Genomic DNA, 13275 nt, shown 5'->3' with positions numbered 1-13275 from the left:
GCGATTGCGGTAGAAAGGGGCCCCAGTACTGCGGCACTTCCCTACTTCCCCATGCCGCGGCACAGACGGAGGGTGTATGTCAGGCGCAGTGAAAAAGATCCTGGTGTTCCTGGTCGTCGGTTTCTGCCTGTTCTACCTGGTGACCCGGCCCGAGGATGCGGCGAACGCGGTCCGGGGGTTCTTCGGCGCCTTCGACGCCCTGTTCCGGTTCTTCACCACACTGGCCCGGTGAGGCCGCGGTGTTCGGCGCGCTGACGCAGTTCTTCGACCCGCAGGTCGAGCGTCACCTGATCGCCGACGAGGGTGAGGTCATCGTCGACGAGGTCCGCCGGCATCCGATGGCGATCGCCTGGCCGGTGGTCGGGCTGTTCGGCTGCATGGTGCTGTTCATCGCGATGCCCTATCTCGGGCAGGCCTGGTTCATCCCCGGGGTGATCGGGATCGCGCTGCTGGCCCGCTGCCTGTGGCGGATCCATTCCGAGCACATGGACCGGTTCGTGATCACCAACATGCGGGTCTTCCGGGTGCATGGGGTGTTCTCCCAGCACACCGCCACCATGCCGATGCAGCGGATCCTCGACATCGCGGTGAACAAGCCCCTGCTGGGTCGGATCTTCGGCTACGGGCATTTCATCTTCGAGTCCGCGGCCCAGGACCAGGGCCTGCGTGACATCCGCTTCGTCGGTCGCCCCGACGAGCGGGATCTGACCATCCAGCGGGTGATCCAGCGCTCCGGTGCCCGCCGCAGCTTCACCAACCTCGGCGGGACCCAGTGAGTCGGGGGCCGTTGCCGTTCGACCCGATCGAGCGGGGTGCCGAGCAGTGGGAGCGCACCTATGGCGAGATGCCACGGATGCGGGCGGTCACCTCACTGATGCGGGTGCAGCAGCTGCTGCTGACCGAGCTGGATGAGCTGGTCCGTCCTTTCGGGCTGACCTTCGCGCGCTATGAGGTGCTGGTGCTGCTGTCCTTCTCCCGGCGCGGATCGCTGCCGCTGGGCAAGATCTCCGAACGGCTGCAGGTGCATGCCACCTCGGTGACGCCGGTGGTGAAGCGGCTGGCCGAGGCGGGGTTGATCGATCGCCGACCGCATCCCGAGGACGGCCGGGCGGTGCTCGCCTCGTTGACCGATCGCGGGCGTGCGGTGCTGGAGCAGGCCACCGCGGCGATCGTCGGGGCCCGGTTCGGGCTGGGTGCGCTGAGCGAGGAGCAGTGCGACCAGCTGTCCGCGATCCTGGCCGACGCCCGTTCGGCCGCCGGCGACTTCTGAGCGGGGCGGAGCGCCCGATGCGGATCCTCACCGTCAGTGACTCCGACTCCTTCCTGAAATGGGCCACGGCCACCTTCGAGGAGGTGCCCGCGGACTGGCGGGTGCGGCATCTGGTGCTGGACAACGTGATCGCGCCGTCGGCGGCCCAGGTGGCCGCGGTGCGTGGCGGGTTCCCGACCGAGCGGGGCGGGGTACGCCGGTTGGTCGAGCTGGCCGGTGGTTCCGGGCCGGCGGGGCGTCGGCCCGATGCGATCGTGCTGGCGTGCACGGGGCCGGCGCTGGAGGTCGTGATGTCGGTGCTGGCGCGCAGTGGTGCGCTGCGGGCGCGGCCGGGGCGACCGCGGCCGGTGCTGGTCGGCGGTCTGCCCGGGATCTCCTATCCGGCCAACGATCTGGCGATCCGGCACCGCCGCGATCTGGACCTGATGCTGCTGCACTCGCATCGTGAGGTGGCGGCCTACGCCGAGGTGGTGGGGCGCCTCGGCGGCCCCGAGCTGGCACTGGCGACGCTCCCGTTCCTGGCCGAGGTGCGCCGGGGGCTGGCATCGGCGGCCCCGGTGCGGGATCGGCGGGCGGTGGTGTTCGCGGCCCAGTCGCTGGTGCCGGCGGCACCCGCGGACCGGCAGCGCATCCTCACCGCGCTGGAGCGGTTGCCGACCGAGCTCGATCCGGTGGTCAAGGTGCGAGCGGTGGCGGGGGAGCGGCAGGCGCACAATGAGGCGTACCCCTATCAGCGGCTCTGGGCGGAACGCCCGGATCACCTGCGGAAGTTGGATTTCCGGGCCGGCCGGATGGCCGACGCGCTGGCCGGGGCGTACGGGTTCGCCACCGTCTCCTCGACCGCCGCGATCGAGGCGATCGCGGCCGGCGTGCCCAGTCTGGTGCTCGGTGACTTCGGGGTGAGTGCCGAGCTGATCAATCTGGTGTTCACCGATTCCGGCCTGATCGGCACCCTCGACGACCTGTCGGCCGGGCGGTTCCGCGATCCCGATCCGAGCTGGCTGCGGGACAACTACTTCCAGCCCGAGTCCGACAACACCTGGCGGGAACGGCTGGAAACCCTTGTCCAGCAGCGATCCGCGCTGCCGCCGGTGCGGTTTCGCGGGCTGGGCGGGTTGCTTCCGCAGGCACGTCGGTTCCTGCGCCTGCTGCCGGATCCGCGGAATCGCTCAGCTGGTTGAGATCTCCTGGAGCACCCGGGCGCCGTCGGGATGGGCGGCGAGCACCCGTTCGCAGAGCTCGCGGACCGCACCCTCGCCACCGTTGTGCTGCAGCACCACCCGGGCCCGGCTGCGCACCTGCGGATGCGCGTCGGCGACCGCGACCGGCCAGCCGACCAGGGACATCGGGCCGAGATCGTTCACGTCGTTGCCGGCATAGGCGATCCGCTGCAGCGGAATGCCGGCGCCCTCGGCCCACTCGCGGACCGCGCGGGACTTGTCGTCGACCGCCTGCAGCACCTCGACACCGAGCTTCGCGGCGCGGGCGGTGACCACCGGATTCCTTTCCCTGGAAAGGATGAGCAGCGGAATCCCGGCGCGGCGCAGCAGCGAGACACCCATCCCGTCGGAGCGGGAGACCCGGACCGATTCGTGCCCGTCCTGCCCGAGGTAGGCGGTGTCGGGGGTGTGCACGCCGTCGAAATCGGTGATCACCGCGGCCACGTCGATGGCGTCCACCGGGCCCTGGCCGTCGGCGGCCGGCACTCGATCCAGGACGCCGGCGAAGGCATCGGCGAGGGCCAGTTCCTCGGCGGTGTCGATCTCCAGCGAGGCCAGCTCGGAGACCTTGACGACCTCGGTACGCCCGAAGAAGCGGTGCTGGGCGGCCTGGAACCCGTCCACCCGCATCACATAGAACGCACCGGTCTCCCGGTAGTCGGGGCGGCGGTCCTGGCGGCGGGGTCGGAACGCGGCGTCGTGGTTCTGACCGACCATCGTGCCGGTGCCGGGTTCGACACCCGGATCGGCGTCCCGCCACAGGAACTCATAGGTCTCGACCCCGGAGAAGGCCGAATCGGCCCGGCCGCCGGCCACCAGCTCGACGCCGGTGTCCAGGTCCTGCCCCGAGATGAAGGGGCTGGTGCACTGCACGAAGACCAGTGTGGTCGGATCGACCCCCCGCTCGGTGATCACGGTCAGGCCGTGCAGCAGGGCCGATTCGCTGCTGGCGGTGCTGCCCGACAGATCCGCCGGCCGCTCGATGATCTCGGCACCGGCTTCGCGGGCCACCCGGGCGATCTCGGCATCGTCGGTGCTGACGAAGATCCGGTCGATCCGCCGCGCCGCTCGGCAGGCCCGGACGGCCCGCGCGACCAGCGGGATGCCGCCGATCGGCCGCAGGTTCTTGCCCGGGACGCCGACGGAGCCGCCGCGGGCAGGGATGATCGCCACCACACTCATAGGCCCCTAATCTAGGGCAGATGCCCGCCCGCGCCGGCTGAGCGAGCGCCAGCGAGTCGAAGGGATCTGGGCATGGGCAGTCATGGTGGTGGTGCCGTGGCGGTGGCTGGCCTGGTTGTGTTGGCCGCGTGATCGGGACGGCTGCACCGCCCCGGGCCCTGGTGTGCTGGGCCCGGTCCTACCAGAGCGGTCTGCGAAATCTGCGGCTCGATCGCAGAATCGGCCGATCTGGGTACCGGTTGGAGATCGAGCCGCAAATTTCGGTGGGCTGAGCGGGCGAGAGCGTGCGGAATCCTATTCCTGGTGGGGAATCAGGGCAGGTTGGGATTCCGGCGGAGCCGGCTTCTTTGGTCGCTTCGTCTGCTTCGCGGACTGCTCCGATGCGGCTCGGTGGTTTGCCTGGTCGCGGGCAGCCTGGCGTAGGTCGCGGAGGCGTTGGTTCTTGCGGGCGCGGCGGAGTCGCTCGCGTTCGCGGGCTTCGTCGGCTGCTTGTTCGGCTTCGGCCTGTTCCCTATCCAGCTGGGTTCGCCCGTTGCCGAGGGTGTCGCGGAGGAGTTGTTCGGTTCGGGAGAGTGAGGCGGCCGGGTCGTTGATCAGGTGATCGGGTGGTGGATGGTTCCAGGTGCCGTGGTGGCTGACCCATGCTTCCTGCCCTGCGGGTGTTTTCCAGTGGAACACCCCGGGTGAGGGTTGCTCGAGAATGAACCCGGCGTGGGTTCTGGCGCGGTGCGAGGTCCGGTTCAACGGTCCGAGGTTGTCCGAGCTGGTCGGACCCTCGGGTGCGGGGATCGTGTGATCGAGGTCGATGCCGCGGCCGAACGCGGAGCGATTCGAGCGGGGGAACATCACATACCGGTCGCGGAGTTTGACGCGCATGGCGAGCTCGTCGCTGGGTCGGTAGGTGTTCACCATCACCGGGGCGGCCAGATCGATCACCGGCCGCACTTTCACGGTCCCGGTGCAGCGCTCCAGCAGTTCCTTCAGGTGCTGGAGGGTGACCGGGCCGAGCTTTTCGCCTTCGCCGCCGCGGCGGTTGGCGAGGTCTTTCTGGTGGACGTGCAGGATCAGCTCCGCGCCGTGCCGGCACCGTTCGGAGGTGGGTGTGACGATCTCCCCGTGCTTGTTGACCACCTCACCCGTAGGCGTGACGGTCGCGCCGTCGAACAGCGAGGGCTGGAGCAGTTGCCGGGCCCGGTCGGGATGCGCGAGATGGCCGAGGGCTTCGGCGCGGAGTTCGTCCCTGGACCCGTCGGCACCGCCGGCTTTGAGGATGTCGGCGAGGCGATCCAGGGTGCCGTTCAGGTGGGCGGCGTCACCGGCGTCGAGGTTGGCGTAGAGGTCGGTGATGCCGGGAGTATGCCGGCTGGGGGTGAATTCGACGCGGCGTTGCTTCTTCGCGGCCTGGCGTTCGGCTTCTTTGTTGTCGTTGAGCATCAACGCGACCTGGGCCTCGGTCGTCGCGACCGCGCGCTTCGGAGTGAGGGGCACCAGCCGGAGTGACCACAGGGAGTCGAACTCGCGGGCCTGGGTGAAGGACAGCTGCAGCGCGGCGCGGGAGACATCGCGGGCGACCCAGACGGGGATGTCGCAGTCCAAGGTGGCCTGCCACAGGATCGGATGCCGATGCCGCAGGTTGAGTACGTCGGCGGTCCAGACCTGCGCCGTCTCGGGCGAGCAGCCCAGTGACATCGCCAATTCGAGGTGGAAGAACTCGGTGATGCCGGGGGTGCCGTCCGCGCCGGGGAAGACGAGCTGTTCGCCGTGCAGGACTCTCGCGGTGAGTTCGTCGGTGTGGGTGTTGAGGCCGGAGTAGGTGTCGCAGGCGGCGGCGATCGCAACGAGGCGGCGGGCTTCGGTCTGGGCGATCTGCTCGCTTTCGGCGCGGATCGCGGCGAACACTTCGGCTCGTGGGTTGGTGGTCATCTCTGGTCACCTCCTCTCATCTGCCACGTCTAACAATAGCACACATGTACGACTCTGCACCCAAAGGTTTTGATCTTTTCTGGGGCTTGGTTTCGACTCGTCGCTGCGCTCCTCGCTCAACCGGCGTACTCGGGTTCATCTCGACACGGTCGCTGGGCGACCTACTCGATGAACGTGGGGGTGTGCGGGGTTCATCTCGACACGGTCGCTGGGCGACCTACTCGATGAACGTGGGCCTCAGGCGTAGTCGGCGCTGGTGGTGCGCAGCACCCACAACGTGCCACCGCTCGGTGAGGTGGAGGCGGTGTCGGTGGTCCCCTTGGCCTTGGCGTTGTAACCGAGGGTGAGGTAGGTGCCGGCGGACAGTTCGACGCTCGAGGGATTCGCCTGGTCGTCGGCACCGGAGTCGTAGATCGGCACCACCGTGCCCTTGACCCAGTTCTGGGTGGGGTTGCTGATCATCATCCCGACGGTGGGTCGGCGGGCCTGTGCCTTGTCGCCATAGGTGAACAGGACCTTGCCGTCGCTGGTCTTGAGCAGATGGTGGGAGTTGGCGAGTACGCCGGTGAAGGACTGGTAGCGGTAGGTCGGGGTGGCCACATAGGCGTCCCACCAGGCGATGATGACCGGCGAGCCACCGCCGTCCTGCTCGGCCCGGACGCCGCAGACGATGGTGTTGCCGAACTGGACGAAGCTGGGTTCCTGGTAGGCACGGCCGACGGGGTTGTTGTTCTGGATGATCCGCTGGGGCGATTCGATCGTGATGAGCTTGTTCGTCGGTGCATCCCAGCGGGTCCGGACGAACCAGGCACCGCCGCTGGTACCGGTGGTGTAGAACGGCACCAGCACCTCGTTGGTGCGAGTGCCGCTGGCGGCCAGCGCGAGTGGGGAGCCGTGCGAATACTTCACGGTGATGCCGCTGGTGACGACCTCGACGGGATCGGTGAACCGGGTCCAGCCGGGCTTCCAGGCGGATTGATAGACCTTGCCGGCGGGGGTGAAGAAGGTCATCACCACGCTGCCGTCGTTCATCTTGCCGATCTTCGGATCGCGGGTGTCGATGCCGGACATCGTGCCGGGGTTGGCCAGCGCGGGCGTCGGTGTGGACCAGGTTCTGCCATCGGTGGAACCGAAGGAGAGCTGGATCGTGCCGATGCTGCCGGCGTGTGAGGTGGCGCGGTGCCAGACGGCCATCAATCGGCCGTCGTTCAGCTTCAGGATGTCGGGGAAGCGGGCCTCGTAGTCACCGGGTTCCTGGACGATCTTGGCGTAGAACGTCGCAGCCGCCTTCGCGGTCAGCGTGAAGCCACCGGCGGCGAGTGCGCCGAGCGAGGTGGCGGCCAGCAGGGTACGACGGGTGATCGGCATGGTTCTCCTCGGATCGCTGGTGACCCGTACCACCGTGCCACCCTGACCCCGGGTTCGTCCAGAGTTGTGGAACGGTGTTTCACGATGTGGCTCACCGCTTCTCCGCGCCTCTCATCTCGACACGCTCGGCATTGCTCCGCTTCGCTGCGCATGCCGCGCTACTCGATGAGCGTGAATCAGCCGCGCAGGGAGTCGTCGGTGTATTCGGGGCCGGCGGAGCCCTGTTCCTCGCGGGCCCGCAGTTCGACGCGGCGGATCTTGCCGGACACGGTCTTCGGCAGTTCGAAGAACTCCAGCTTCCGGATCCGCTGGAAGGGTGCCAATCGTTCCCGGGCGAAGGTGAGGATCGCCAGCGCGGTCTCCTCGCTCGGTTCGTGACCGGCGGCCAGCGCGACGTACGCCTTCGGCACCGCCAGGCGTACCGGATCGCTCGCCGGCACGACAGCCGCCTCGGCGACCGCCGGATGCTCGATCAGCACCGACTCCAGCTCGAACGGCGAGATCTTGTAATCGCTGGCCTTGAAGACATCGTCGGTACGCCCGATGTAGGTGATGTAACCCTCCGCGTCCCGACTGGCCACATCACCGGTGTGATAAAAGCCGCCGGCCATCGCCTCGTCATTGCGGCCGTCGTCACCCAGATAACCGGTCATCAGCGCCAGTGGGTGGTCGGCCAGATCCAGGCACAACTCGCCCTCACCGACCCCGTCGACACGCTCCCCGCTGACCGGATCCACAAGCACCGAAGGGATTCCGGGCAGCGGCCGGCCCATCGAACCGGGGCGTACCGGTTGCCCCGGAGCGTTCGCCAGCTGCGCGGTGGTCTCGGTCTGGCCGAACCCGTCGCGCACCGTCAGCCCCCAGTGCTGATCCACCTGGGCGATCACCTCGGGGTTCAGCGGCTCACCCGCGGCGAGTGCCTCGCGCAGCGAACCCGGCCGCTCGCCGAGATCGTTCTTGATCAGCATCCGCCACACCGTCGGCGGTGCGCAGAAGGAGGTGACCCCCTGCTCGGTCAGCACCCGCAACAGGGTCGCGGCGTCGAACCGGGCGTAGTTGAACACCACCGCGGTGGCCTGCGCGATCCACGGTGCGAAGAAGTTCGACCAGGCGTGCTTGGCCCAGCCCGGCGAGGAGACGTTCAGATGCACATCGCCCGGCTGCAGTCCGAGCCAGTACATCGTCGAGAAATGCCCGACCGGATAGGAAACCTGGGTGTGCTCGACCAGCTTCGGCCGGCTGGTGGTGCCAGAGGTGAAGTAGAGCAGCATCCGATCATCCGGGGCGGTCCCCGGATGCGGCACCGGTGCATCGTCCACCCGGTCCGCATCGGCGTACGCCTGCCAGCCCGCCGGTGCCGCACCGACACAGATCCGCACCAGATCATCGGCCAGTCCGTCGAACTTCGCCACCTCGTCGGGGGTGCAGACGACCGCGCGGACGTTGCCGCGCTGCACCCGGTCCGCCAGGTCGGCCGACCCGAGCGCGGTCGTCGTCGGCAGCACCACCGCGCCGAGCTTGAAGACCGCCAGCATGATCTCCCACAGCTCGGTCTGGTTGCCCAGCATCACCAACACCGCATCACCGCGGCCGATGCCCAGCTCGGACAGCCAGCGGGCGAGCTGGTGGGAGCGGCGGGACAGCTCGCCATAACTTGCCTGGTGCGCCGACAGGTCGTCCTCGACGATGGTCAGCGCCGCCCGCTCCGGATGCTCGGCGGCGACCACATCGAACCAGTCATGGGCCCAGTTGAAGCGGTCGCCGATCCGTGGCCAGGTGAACTCGGCCACCGCGCGCGGCTGATCGGTGCGCAGCCGCAGCAGCTGGTCGCGGGCGGCCCGGTAGGCCGTCGTGGGGTCGTTCGGCTGGCTGTCGTTGACGTCGCTGTCGCTCACATCGTCATGAAACCACAGGGCCACCCGGGCCCACGAGACCCGTCAGTTGCCGCGGCGGGGGAGCCAGACCAGGGCGTCACCGACCGGTCGCGGTGCGGTGCCACTCGGCTGATTCACGATCTGATCGGGGGCGACCATCGTCGAGGAACCGCCGCCGTCCAGGTTGAGCGCATCGGTCAACCCGAAGTCGCGGGCCACCTGCGCGGTCTCCGGAATCGTGGTGCCGACGCTGGTCGGCTGGCGACCGTCGATCACGATCAGGGTGATGACGCCGTTGGCGTCGGTACCGGCGACGGTGCGCGGATTCCTGGCATAGAAGGAATCCCCGGGGATCGGTGTGGTCAGGTCCTTGCCGTCGCGGAGCAGCTCCACGCGGCCGTTGACCGCATAGGTGTGCGGCTTCAGCTTGATCGGCTCACCCGCGGCGTCGCGCAGCTGGCTGGCGATGTCGATGCAGCCGGTGGCGAGTTGCTGCAGGGCGGCCACGTCCGCACCGGTCGCCTGGATCGAGGTCTCCCCGGCGGCCAGAGCGGTGCCGCGGACCGGAGCGCTGCGCACCACGCAGTTGTCCCGGTTCAGGACCAGCTCCAGACCCGCGCCCTCGGGCGTACGCGCCGCGAACTCGGGGGTGAAGCGCACCGTCTGGTCGACGGCCGGCGGATGGTTGATCGCCTCCAGTGGGGTGCGGGTGCCGCTCTCGCGGTCGGTCAGGGTGCCGGTCCAGGAGGTTCGGGTGATCCGCAACCGGTTCTGCTTGGCGTCGAAGATCAGATCCGACTCGCGGTCATAGGTCGTCGGCTCGCTGAGCAGTTCGCCGGCGCGCACCGACAGGCCCACCGGATCGCCCGGGTATTGCCGGTCGGCGGTGAAGGTGAAGAAGCTGCCGTTCACCGCGGCCAGTCCGCCGGCGTAGCGGTTCAGCACGTCCACGGTCTCGGTGCGGGCGATGTCCGGGCCGTCGGTGGCGACGAGCTGGCCCTTCGCACGCTGCGGATCGATCCGCAGCGCCCAGACCCGCCAGGGGCCTCGGGTGGTGGTCTCGTACTCCGCCGGCACCGCGGTCCCGCTGCCGCGCACCACCTGGGTCAGCGTGACCCCGGGGGCCAGGTCGGTGCTGGTGCGGGTCTCCGGCAGATCGGCGTCGCCGAGCCGCAGGCGGTCGGCGATCGGTGCGCTCGGGCCAGGTGCGGCCTGCGCGGCGGGTACGCCGAGGGTGAGGGCGAGCATCGAGGTGAGGGCGCCGGCGAGCAGGCGGGCGGGGCGTACGCGCATCAGATGACTCCTGGGGGTGGGTGCGAGCGGTGCCCAATCCATCAGCGGAAACCGGCATCCCGGCGTACTCCGGGTGTCCGGCAGGTGACGCCTTGGTGAGACTCGGCTCATCGGGGAACCCTCGCCGCACCGCGGATGGAAAATAGTAGGAGGCCCTAGTATTTTGGAGTGAGATGTCGCGCACAATGGTGCGTGAGGCATGTACCGACGGAGGTAGTGATGGCTGAGACGACCGGACACGACCGCTGGCTCGCCGCCTGGCAGCAGGCCGTCGACTCGGGCAAGGTGCGCGACGCCGACTTCAGCACGCTGTCGGGGCTCGAGGTGGAACCGGTCTACGGTCCCGCCGACGAGGCTGCGGACGAGCGGATGGAACGGATCGGCTGGCCGGGGGAGTACCCCTACACCCGCGGTCTGTACGCCACCGGCTACCGCGGCCGTCCCTGGACGATCCGGCAGTTCGCCGGCTTCGGCAACGCCCGGCAGACCAACGAGCGCTACAAGATGATCCTCGGCGCGGGCGGCGGCGGGCTCTCGGTCGCCTTCGACATGCCGACGTTGATGGGCCGCGACTCCGACGATCCCCGCTCGCTCGGTGAGGTCGGGCACTGCGGGGTGGCCATCGACTCGGCCGCCGACATGGAGATCCTGTTCGACGAGATCGACCTGGAACAGGTCACCACCTCGATGACCATCTCCGGTCCCGCGGTGCCGGTGTTCTGCATGTACCTGGTCGCCGCCGAGCGGCAGGGCCGCGACATCACCAGGCTGAACGGCACCCTGCAGACCGACATCTTCAAGGAGTACATCGCCCAGAAGGAGTGGCTGTTCGCCCCCGAACCGCATCTGCGGCTGATCGGCGACCTGATGGAATACACCTCCCGCGACATCCCGGCGTACAAGCCGCTGTCGGTCTCCGGCTACCACATCCGCGAGGCCGGGGCGACCGCCGCCCAGGAGCTGGCGTTCACCCTCGCCGACGGTTTCGGCTACGTCGAGCTGGGCCTGTCCCGTGGGCTGGACGTCAACGTGTTCGCGCCCGGGCTGAGCTTCTTCTTCGACGCGCACATCGACTTCTTCGAGGAGATCGCCAAGTTCCGCGCCGCCCGCCGGATCTGGGCGCGCTGGATGCGCGACCACTTCGGCGCCACCTCGCCCAAGGCGCAGTGGCTGCGCTTCCACACCCAGACCGCCGGCGTCTCGCTGACCGCGCAGCAGCCCTACAACAACGTGGTCCGCACCGCGCTGGAGGCGCTCAGCGCGGTCCTCGGCGGCACCAACTCGCTGCACACCAATGCCCTCGACGAGACCCTGGCGCTGCCCAGTGAGCGGGCCGCCGAGATCGCGCTGCGCACCCAGCAGGTGATCGCCGAGGAGACCGGGGTGCTGAACGTGGCCGACCCGCTCGGCGGTTCCTGGTACGTCGAGGCGCTCACCGACCGGATCGAGGCGGAGGCGGAGAAGATCTTCGCGCAGATCCTCAAGCTCGGCGAGCAGGCCCAGCCGGACGGCGAGCACGAGATCGGCCCGGTCACCTCCGGGCTGCTCCGCGGGATCGAGGAGGGCTGGTTCACCGGTGAGATCGCCGATTCGGCGTTCATCGCGCAGACCCTGCTGGAGAAGGGCGAGAAGCGGATCGTCGGCGTCAATGCGCACACCTCCTCGGTGACCGGGGAGCTGGAGATCCTGCGGGTCTCGCACGAGGTCGAGCGCGAGCAGGTACGCCTGCTCACCGAGCGGCGCGGTACCCGCGACCAGGCCCGGGTGGACGCCGCCCTGGAGCGGATGCTGGGCGCGGCCCGCGGCAGCGAGAACATGATCGAACCGATGCTCGAGGCGGTCCGCGCCGAAGCCACCCTCGGCGAGATTTGCAACACCCTGCGCGCCGAATGGGGCGAATACACCGAACCCGCGAATTTCTGAACGTTCATCGAGTAGCAGTCCATGCGGAGCTTGCGGAGCAATGGCTGCGTGTCGAGATGAACCGGTTCCGCTCGCTCGAGTCCTCTCGACACGGCCGCGGGCGGCCTACTCGAGGATCCTGGGTGCGGATCAAGCCTCGGTCTGAGTGACCTGTTCGGCCTTCTTCCGCTCGGCATCGGCCTGTTCGCGGATCTTGCGGGCGCGCGCGACCCGGCGTTCGCGGGCCTGCCGGTTCGCCGTCGAGGCGCGCGCATCGCGGGGCGGCAGCTGCAGCGTACGCTCGGCATGCAGGCCCGCCTGCAGCTCGCGGGAGCGCTCCAGTTCGGAGTCGAACTCGGCCCCGAAGACCAGGGCACAGTTGGACAGCCAGATCCACAGCAGGAAGACGATGATGCCGCCGAGGGTGCCGTACATCTTGTTGTAGTTGGAAAAATTCGACACATAGATGCCGAAGCCGGCCGAGACCAGCAGCCAGGAGCCGAGCGCGATCCCGGCACCGAGGCTGAGCCAGCGGAACTTCGGCTGGCGCACGTTCGGCGTCCAGTAGTAGAGCACCGCGATCAGTGCCACCGCGACCAGCAACAGCAGCGGCCACTTGACCAGATTGAACACCTGCCGGCCGAGCACGCCGAGACCGAGCAGCCAGGTGACCCGTTCGGCGATCGGGCCGGAGATCACCAGGCCGACCAGCAGCACCGCGACCAGCACCAGCACCACGATGGTGATCGCCAGCTGCTGCACCTTCAGCCAGAGGAACGGGCGGCCCTCGTCGACCTCGTAGACCCGGTTCATCATCCGGGCGAACGCGCCGACATAGGCCGACCCGGACCAGACCGCGCCGAGCAGACCCGCGATCAGCGTCCAACCGGAGAAATCGGACTGGACCAGGCTGAGCAGCAACCCCTCGATGATCCCGACGATGTCGGCCGGGGCGATCGCGGTCAGCACTTGCAGCAGCGCCGGTACCGTGCTGCGCGCCTGACCGAGCAGGCCGAGCAGTGACACCACCGCGAGCAGGGCCGGGAAGAGCGCCAGCACGCCGTAGTATGTGAGCCCGGCAGCCAGATCGGTGCACTCGTCGCGGAGGAACTCCGCACCGGCCCGGCGCACCGCGGACCGCCAGCCGATGCGACTCAGCTGGTACCAGCGGCGCGGCTTGCGCGGGTCGTCCGGATCCGGGGCGCTGGCCCGGACCGCTGCGGAACCTTCGACTGCCATGCCG

The 13275-nt window shown here is 68.8% G+C and carries 11 protein-coding genes; 5 read left to right on the top strand and 6 right to left on the bottom strand.

Going from position 1 to position 13275, the window contains the following annotated elements:
• Positions 1–76 precede the first annotated feature (76 nt).
• The 4 genes from C8D81_RS20840 to C8D81_RS20835 are packed head-to-tail and all read left to right on the top strand — an operon-like array spanning position 77 to position 2451.
• Positions 77–232, top strand: coding sequence for a hypothetical protein (locus C8D81_RS20840; protein WP_166646683.1), 156 nt, complete (start codon positions 77–79; stop codon positions 230–232).
• Positions 233–239: 7 nt separating this feature from the next.
• The gene (locus C8D81_RS05640) at positions 240–776 is read left to right on the top strand and encodes a PH domain-containing protein (RefSeq protein WP_094400962.1); all 537 of its coding nucleotides are present in this window, start codon (positions 240–242) and stop codon (positions 774–776) included.
• Positions 773–1270: a MarR family winged helix-turn-helix transcriptional regulator gene (locus C8D81_RS05635; RefSeq protein WP_229117768.1), complete on the top strand. Its 498-nt coding sequence runs from the start codon at positions 773–775 to the stop codon at positions 1268–1270. The genes C8D81_RS05640 and C8D81_RS05635 overlap by 4 nt, the downstream gene beginning before the upstream one ends.
• Positions 1271–1287: 17 nt before the next feature.
• Positions 1288–2451, top strand: coding sequence for a DUF6716 putative glycosyltransferase (locus tag C8D81_RS20835; protein ID WP_094431808.1), 1164 nt, complete (start codon positions 1288–1290; stop codon positions 2449–2451).
• Here the strand turns inward: C8D81_RS20835 and C8D81_RS05625 are convergent.
• The 5 genes from C8D81_RS05625 to C8D81_RS05605 all read right to left on the bottom strand — a co-directional run bounded on the left by C8D81_RS05625 (position 2440) and on the right by C8D81_RS05605 (position 10130).
• On the bottom strand, positions 2440–3672 hold the full coding sequence (locus C8D81_RS05625; RefSeq protein WP_094431806.1) for an acylneuraminate cytidylyltransferase: 1233 nt from the start codon (positions 3670–3672) through the stop codon (positions 2440–2442). The two genes, C8D81_RS20835 and C8D81_RS05625, sit on opposite strands and share 12 nt — an antisense overlap.
• A 294-nt stretch (positions 3673–3966) precedes the next feature.
• Positions 3967–5595, bottom strand: coding sequence for a DUF222 domain-containing protein (locus C8D81_RS05620; protein ID WP_094431804.1), 1629 nt, complete (start codon positions 5593–5595; stop codon positions 3967–3969).
• A 237-nt stretch (positions 5596–5832) separates the two neighbouring features.
• Positions 5833–6963 carry a hypothetical protein gene (locus C8D81_RS21190; RefSeq protein WP_208109120.1) on the bottom strand — a complete coding sequence of 377 codons (1131 nt, stop codon included), beginning with the start codon at positions 6961–6963 and terminating at the stop codon, positions 5833–5835.
• Between the two features lie 176 nt (positions 6964–7139).
• A complete protein-coding gene (locus C8D81_RS05610; RefSeq protein WP_094431801.1) occupies positions 7140–8858 on the bottom strand; it encodes an AMP-binding protein in 1719 nt (572 codons plus the stop codon).
• A gap of 42 nt (positions 8859–8900) precedes the next feature.
• Positions 8901–10130, bottom strand: coding sequence for a phosphodiester glycosidase family protein (locus C8D81_RS05605; RefSeq protein WP_208109119.1), 1230 nt, complete (start codon positions 10128–10130; stop codon positions 8901–8903).
• Between the two features lie 219 nt (positions 10131–10349).
• Here C8D81_RS05605 and C8D81_RS05600 point away from each other — a divergent pair, with 219 nt between their 5' ends.
• Positions 10350–12053, top strand: coding sequence for an acyl-CoA mutase large subunit family protein (locus C8D81_RS05600; protein WP_094405199.1), 1704 nt, complete (start codon positions 10350–10352; stop codon positions 12051–12053).
• A 129-nt stretch (positions 12054–12182) separates the two neighbouring features.
• On the opposite strand, the gene C8D81_RS05595 is transcribed toward C8D81_RS05600, so the two are convergent.
• Entirely contained in the window at positions 12183–13271 is a 1089-nt protein-coding gene (locus C8D81_RS05595) for a YihY/virulence factor BrkB family protein (protein ID WP_094431799.1), read from the bottom strand.
• Between the last annotated feature and the right edge of the window lie 4 nt (positions 13272–13275).

This window comes from Enemella evansiae (assembly GCF_004362375.1).
Classification (GTDB): domain Bacteria; phylum Actinomycetota; class Actinomycetes; order Propionibacteriales; family Propionibacteriaceae; genus Enemella; species Enemella evansiae.
This window is presented reverse-complemented; position numbering and strand designations above follow the sequence as displayed.

Excerpts from the sequence above, each read along its gene's own strand:
- C8D81_RS20840 (WP_166646683.1), top strand. The coding sequence starts at position 77 with ATGTCAGGCGCAGTGAAAAAGATCCTGGTGTTCCTGGTCGTCGGTTTC.
- C8D81_RS20835 (WP_094431808.1), top strand. The coding sequence starts at position 1,288 with ATGCGGATCCTCACCGTCAGTGACTCCGACTCCTTCCTGAAATGGGCC.
- C8D81_RS05625 (WP_094431806.1), bottom strand. The coding sequence starts at position 3,672 with ATGAGTGTGGTGGCGATCATCCCTGCCCGCGGCGGCTCCGTCGGCGTC.
- C8D81_RS05620 (WP_094431804.1), bottom strand. The coding sequence starts at position 5,595 with ATGACCACCAACCCACGAGCCGAAGTGTTCGCCGCGATCCGCGCCGAA.
- C8D81_RS21190 (WP_208109120.1), bottom strand. The coding sequence starts at position 6,963 with ATGCCGATCACCCGTCGTACCCTGCTGGCCGCCACCTCGCTCGGCGCA.
- C8D81_RS05605 (WP_208109119.1), bottom strand. The coding sequence starts at position 10,130 with ATGCGCGTACGCCCCGCCCGCCTGCTCGCCGGCGCCCTCACCTCGATG.
- C8D81_RS05600 (WP_094405199.1), top strand. The coding sequence starts at position 10,350 with ATGGCTGAGACGACCGGACACGACCGCTGGCTCGCCGCCTGGCAGCAG.
- C8D81_RS05595 (WP_094431799.1), bottom strand. The coding sequence starts at position 13,271 with ATGGCAGTCGAAGGTTCCGCAGCGGTCCGGGCCAGCGCCCCGGATCCG.